The organism is Collimonas sp. GW821-FHT07E08, from assembly GCF_059418905.1.
Map to the genome: position 1 here is coordinate 1 of NZ_JBWKQR010000056.1, position 790 is coordinate 790.

1 pseudogene is annotated in these 790 nt (G+C 52.5%); it reads right to left on the bottom strand.

Annotation, left to right across the window (positions count from 1 at the left end):
* Positions 1-730: pseudogene (locus AC07RZ_RS24130) on the bottom strand (transposase); the annotation flags it as partial.
* Positions 731-790: the final 60 nt, after the last annotated feature.

Consider the following 790-nt stretch of genomic DNA (forward strand, 5'->3'; position numbering starts at 1 on the left):
CATGTCCAATTCCTGTATGACCAGATCGGCATCTGGTCGCATCGAGAATGCCCAGCCAACGACTCGACGTGTGTACAGGCCCTGTCGATTGAGATGACTCAGGATGCCGATGCACTCCACCGTTGTCTGCTTGTAGGCATGGCGACCAGGCTGCTTACAGATCAGACCCAGTTCCTCCATCAATCGGCTGACTTTGAAGCGACCAATCACGACGCCACCTTCTCGCATCACGCCCATGATGCTGCGACTACCGGCCGAACTTTGGCTCTCGACGAACAATTCGTGAATGTGGCTGCGCGGCGCCATGCGCTTGGTGTTGGTCTGCCGAGATCGTTCACAATACGCATATAGGCATGACCGTGGTATATCGAACACTGCACCACAGAGCAGTTCGACAGGATCGTTGTGGCAGACCTTGTCGATTATCTCGTATGTTCGATTTCTTCCGATATCAAGAGCGCGGTAGCTTTTTTTAAAATGGTCTTTTCTCGCGCTCACGGCGATCAATACGCGCCCCAAGTTCCTGAATGTATTGCTGATCTGGCGTCATGGCCTTGCTCTGCGGCGTAATCCCTTGACGTTCCAGTTGAAGTTGGTTCACCCAGTGGCGCAAAACTGATTTGCTGACACCGACCGATCGACTCGCTTCGATGTGGCTGTAGTTCTTGTCCAGAACAAGGCTTGCAGCCTGTTGCTTGTCGGCGGAAAACGTACGTCTTCGCTTGCCCATCAAACACCTCTCCTTAGCGAGTATTCTCGCCTAAATTGGTACCCGGATTCATTAAATCAC